Source organism: Pediococcus ethanolidurans, assembly GCF_001437405.1.
Classification (GTDB): Bacteria; Bacillota; Bacilli; order Lactobacillales; family Lactobacillaceae; genus Pediococcus; species Pediococcus ethanolidurans.
The window spans coordinates 1-5,425 of the sequence record NZ_JQBY01000045.1; the positions used below are offsets into that span (position 1 = coordinate 1).

At 36.5% G+C, this 5,425-nt stretch carries 6 protein-coding genes; 4 read left to right on the forward strand and 2 right to left on the reverse strand.

Annotated elements, in window-relative coordinates:
• The first annotated feature begins 265 nt into the window (after positions 1–265).
• From IV87_RS10635 to IV87_RS10650, 4 genes are all read left to right on the forward strand, one after another.
• On the forward strand, positions 266–883 hold the full coding sequence (locus IV87_RS10635; RefSeq protein ID WP_057808099.1) for a sugar O-acetyltransferase: 618 nt from the start codon (positions 266–268) through the stop codon (positions 881–883).
• 75 nt (positions 884–958) lie between these two features.
• The gene (locus tag IV87_RS10640; protein ID WP_057808101.1) at positions 959–1,858 is read left to right on the forward strand and encodes a DUF368 domain-containing protein; all 900 of its coding nucleotides are present in this window, start codon (positions 959–961) and stop codon (positions 1,856–1,858) included.
• Positions 1,859–1,991: 133 nt separating this feature from the next.
• On the forward strand, positions 1,992–2,324 hold the full coding sequence (locus tag IV87_RS10645) for an ArsR/SmtB family transcription factor (protein WP_057808103.1): 333 nt from the start codon (positions 1,992–1,994) through the stop codon (positions 2,322–2,324).
• A gap of 136 nt (positions 2,325–2,460) precedes the next feature.
• On the forward strand, positions 2,461–4,137 hold the full coding sequence (locus tag IV87_RS10650) for an oleate hydratase (RefSeq protein ID WP_057808105.1): 1,677 nt from the start codon (positions 2,461–2,463) through the stop codon (positions 4,135–4,137).
• Between the two features lie 102 nt (positions 4,138–4,239).
• On the opposite strand, the gene IV87_RS10655 is transcribed toward IV87_RS10650, so the two are convergent.
• Both IV87_RS10655 and IV87_RS11145 read right to left on the reverse strand, forming a co-directional pair.
• Positions 4,240–5,052, reverse strand: coding sequence for a LicD family protein (locus tag IV87_RS10655; protein ID WP_057808107.1), 813 nt, complete (start codon positions 5,050–5,052; stop codon positions 4,240–4,242).
• A 50-nt stretch (positions 5,053–5,102) separates the two neighbouring features.
• Positions 5,103–5,264 carry a hypothetical protein gene (locus IV87_RS11145; RefSeq protein WP_164481579.1) on the reverse strand — a complete coding sequence of 54 codons (162 nt, stop codon included), beginning with the start codon at positions 5,262–5,264 and terminating at the stop codon, positions 5,103–5,105.
• Between the last annotated feature and the right edge of the window lie 161 nt (positions 5,265–5,425).

Here is a 5,425-nt window from a genome sequence, read left to right on the forward strand (position 1 = left end):
CATTAGTTCTTTTTTTATGAATATTTCAGGTCTATTATCCATTTATAAAAATGCTGGATAATCAATATTTACGTGAAGAAAAGATTTCTTCTAAAGAATTAGATATTGACTTTAGTGAAGTTTAAATAACCTTCAGAGTCTTAATTTAATGAAAGTTTCTGTACACTAGTATGGAAACTTTTATTATTTGTATTAAAAATGAGTTATCAACTGACACACGTTTTAAAGTTCGATATAATCAAACTAACTAGACGGAGGAATTGGAATGACAAACAAGCAAAGAATGTTGAACAGTCAATTATACGTGGCAAATGATCCCGAATTAAAACGAGATTTTCATCACGGTCGGGTGTTGACGCGCCTTTTTAATAACACGACTGAAGAGCAGATGGATTATCGAAAAGAGTTGCTAAAAAAACTTTTTGGCTCGGTTGGTGAACATGTTTTTATGGAACCACCATTTCATATTGACTATGGATTAAACACAACAATTGGCAAAAATTTTTACGCAAATTATGACTGTATTTTTATTGATGTTGGCCGCATTACCATTGGTGATAATGTGATGTTTGGACCTCGAGTTGGCCTTTATACCGCTGGACATCCAATTGATGCCGATGTTCGGATACAAGGCTATGAGTATGGTTATCCGATCACAATTGGTAATAACGTTTGGATTGGTGGAAATGCTGTGATTAATCCTGGTGTAACCATTGGTGATAACGTTGTGATTGGTTCAGGGTCAATCGTCACCCATGATATTCCAGATAATGTAATTGCAGTTGGCAATCCCTGTCGTGTTTTGCGTGAAATCAACGAGGCAGATAAGCAAAAATGGGAAACACAGAAACGTGAATATATTGCTGAAATGGAAACTGATTAAAATCTTAGTTGTGAAGTCGAATTATTCAAAAGAGAAGAGGTAAAGCAAATAAAAACAAAATCCATTATCAATACAATGAAGGGCTTTTTTATTGGAATTGCTCTAGTGATACCAGGTTTATCTGGTAGTATGTTTGCAGTTGTGGTTGGTTTGTACGAGCGGATGGTTGAAGCAATTTCGTCATTTCGAAAACAACCCCTTAAAAACATTAAATTTTTACTCCCTATTATGATTGGAGCAGTTATTGGTATACTAGCTTCGACTAAGTTAGTACTGTGGCTTTGTGAGCAGTTTCCAGTGATGAGTTATGGCTTTTTTATCGGTCTCGTCATTGGTGTTTTACCGTTTGTTTATAAAAAAGTGAGTTTTCAGAAATTCAACTTTTTCGATGCAATCCTAGCTATTTTGGGATTTGTGTTCATTATGTTTGTGAGTCATCAGGGTACAGAAGGTCTAAGCGATTTTGTTGCAATGAGTCAATTGCGAACCCTGAGTGACTGGAGTGTGATTGCATTTGCAGGATTTTTTGCGATCTCAATGATGATGATTCCAGGAATCTCTGGTGCGGTCATGCTAATGATGGTGAATCAGTATGGAACCATTTATAATTCGGTGGCAAAACTACTAGATACGGTGATGTTTTTACTAGTCGGAAAATTCGATCAGGCCAAACAGGCCTTTTCTTCAGTTATAATCTTATTACCGTTTATCATTGGTGCAGTGCTTGGTGTGATTCTAATGGCAAAGGTTTTAAACTATTTATTACACAAATACGCTCACCAGGTATATTGTGCGGTATTTGGAATTGTTGTTGCCGGCATATGGATTTTAATGGAACTTGCGCTTCAAGGAGCGGCTTTGAATGTGCAAAACAGTGGATCATGGTTTGGCGTGATCGTAATTTTAATTGTTGCTATTATTGTTGGTGTGTTAGCAACGTTGTTTTTGGATAACCAAGAACCAACAGACGTATAGGAAGATCTGAAACTGTTGGCAAACGTCCAGCAGTTTTTTTCTTAAGTTTTTTGTAAGCGCTTGCTAAAAGCAAAAAAACATGTTAGTCTATTCATAGATTTAAATATTTAAATGTATGGATAGAGGTGAGCCTATGGAAGAGGTAACGATGGAGCCGAAGCAAAAGGCAGCTTTAGATGAATTTATAGATGATTTGGATATTTTAAATGCACTAGCTGACAAGCATCGGCAACAGATTATTATTTTATTGGGATCGCGGTTGAAACAGGGAATGACAGTTGGAGATCTTACAACGCAATTAGATATCTCTCAGCCGGCTGTTTCACATCATTTGAAAATTTTGCGATCGGTGAATATTGTGGATTCGACGAGAAATGGATTGGAAAATACGTATCGTTTAACCTTAGATGATACACTGGAGCGGCTGGAACGAATTGTTAAATTGATTCGGGAGTCGAATGCATGATAATAAATAGACATTAATAACGAAAAGGAGCCATTCCGAGTTAGTGCTTTAGCACTTAGTAAGGATGGACATCCGTATGAGGATAAGATTTTACTGAAAGTAAAATAGACATTAATAACGAAAAGGAGCGGATACAATGGCAAAAGCATATATGATTGGAACTGGAATTGGTAATTTAGCAGCAGGCATCTATCTAATTCGTGATGGTGGCTGGAGCGGCGACCAGATTACAATGTTTGGTCTTGAAAAGCATGGTGCAAATGATGGTGCTGAAGTTTCAGCTTATGAATCAGAATATGGCAATCCAGAATTAAGTAATAATAAGGGATTCTTGGCAAAAGGTGGCCGAATGCTGAACGAAGAAACTTATGAAAATTTATGGGATGTTTTACGTTCGGTACCTTCATTAGATAATCCTGGTCAGTCAGTTACAGATGATATCTTAAACTTTGATCACGCACATCCAACTCATGATGTTGCTCGTTTAATGGATCGTGTAGATGGTATTCGTAATAAAGGTGATCAAAAAGATTATAGTCATATGCAGTTTAATAATCAGGATCGTTTCTTATTGACCAAGCTTATGATGTTACCAGAATCAAAGGAACCACAACTCAACGATGTCAGCATTGAGCAGTGGTTTGCGAAGAGTCCTCACATTTTCACAACTAACTTCTGGTATATGTGGCAGACAACCTTTGCGTTTAAGAAGGAAAGTTCAGCCACGGAACTTCGTCGTTATATGAATCGAATGATTTTGGAGTTCAGTCGAATTAATACTTTGGCTGGTGTCACTCGGACACCATATAATCAGTATGAAAGTATCATTTTACCGATGCGCAAGTATTTGACCGATCATGGTGTTAACTTTGTCAATAACCGTAAAATTACTGAGTTCGAATTTAAAGATACACCGTTGCGCGATGATATTATTGTGACTGGTTTAAAGTATGAAGAAGTGGACAATGATAATCAGACCGGTGAAATTGAAATTGGTGAAAATGATTTCGTCTTTGATACCAATGGTGCCATCACTGATAGTTCGTCAATTGGTGATTTAAACACACCAATTAAAGAAAATATGGAATATGCCCCAAGTGCGGCACTTTGGAAACAAGCAACTGAACACTTTTATAATTTAGGTAATCCGGATAAATTCTTTGCGGATCGCAAACAAAGTGAATGGTTGAGTTTTACAGTAACAACGAACAATCATTTCTTGTTGAATGAAATTTCACGTATTACTCAACAAGAACCAGGTAATGCGTTGAATACATGGATCGACAGTAGTAATCTCTTATCCATTGTTGTTCACCATCAACCACATTTTCATACTCAAAAGGAAAACGAAACGGTCTTCTGGGGTTATGTCATGTATCCACGGCGCAAAGGTGATTACGTCGATAAGCCATTTATCGAAATGACTGGTAAAGAAATGTTGGAGGAACTCTTAGGCCATCTGGCAGCCGTTGATCCAGCTCGGGATAACATTTCCGATCATACCGAAGAGATTATGGACAGTATTGTAAACGTTATTCCAGCATACATGCCATATGCTAGTGCTTTGTTTAATCGTCGTGCTGTTGGCGATCGTCCGGCTGTTGTACCAAAGAATTCTAAGAATTTGGCATTTATTAGCCAATTTGCGGAAATGCCGTTCGACATGGTCTTTACAGAACAATATTCGTTCAGATGTGCACAAGTGGCCGTTTATCACTTCATGGGAATCCCTGATAGTGAGTTAACCCCATTGCACCATTACGAAAAACAGCCAAAGGTTTTGGCAAGAGCTACAAAGACCATGTTCAGATAAATTAAATCACCAGACCACTATGACTGAGAGCATAGTGAATGATAATAAAAATGAGAATTATGAACCGATTTTACAATCGATAATCATAGTTCTCATTTTTTGTTAGTCAATTTGTTTACCATTTACGATCAACACATCAACATGTTTTTCTTTTTGATCTTTTTCAGGAGGAAGTATCATGTAATCATCATACATGCGAGTTAAAATGCGATCATACGCTTCTGGAATTTTGACTTGAATGTCCTCGAAAGGATGGGAAATTAATTCAGAAATTTCAGCCTGATTCAAAACTTCTTTATCATAGGCATATTGGGAAGCATAGTTTTTGTAATGATGAAAGGGTTCCTGGTTATATAAACGCATAATATTTTCACGTTTTTCTTTCAACTTTGCTACAGACATGTAATGATTAAGATCATTGGTTTCTGGATCTTTACGGAAGGGCGTTTTGATGATGTTGTAGCCAAGACGTAAAAGAATACGAGTATCAAAATAGCGAAAACGACTATAGACAGCACGTCTAATTTCTGGTTGACGAGGGACTTTGTCAAACGGAAAGATATCAACGAAAACACCTTTTCTAGCGTCATTCACATTGTTGCGTTCTTCGATGTAGGTATCAGTATCAATCATTTTCATGTAACTGAAAGCAAAATTAGGATCTGTATCAGCCGTTTGAATAAAATAATGTTCATTTTGTAAGAGTGCTGGTGCAATCGAAGCAAAACGGTCATATTCGTCGCGACGCATACCAATATCTACATCATCGTCCCAAGGAATAAAGCCATTGTGACGAATTGCACCCAACAAAGAACCACCAATTAAAAAATATTTAATATGGTGAGATTCGCAAATGTTAACGAACTTTTTTAAGGTGTTTAATTCGATTCTATGCAACTCGCTTATTTGCGACATAAATCAGTGTTCCTCCAAATTAGTATTAGCTTAAGTGTACATGATTTTAGTTAGGATTTAAACATATGCCAAAGGTTGATGGTAGCTTCCAGCAACATGCCAATTGCCATCATATACATGGCAATCATGTTTTGATGAACAAAAACGAAGTAAGTTAGAATTAAGTAGAAAATGAAAAATAAAATTGCAGTAAGTTTAGAATTACCTGTCATTAGAAAGCCTCCAAATATTCAAACTACCTTTATTTTAGTTTAAAATGGTTCTAATTGCTACCATTCTATGAAAACGATGCCATTAAAAATTAAGTTTTTGAAAAGGTTGGGGAATAAATCCGAGTTTAACAGTGTCAATCATTTTTGAAAATGTCCGAATT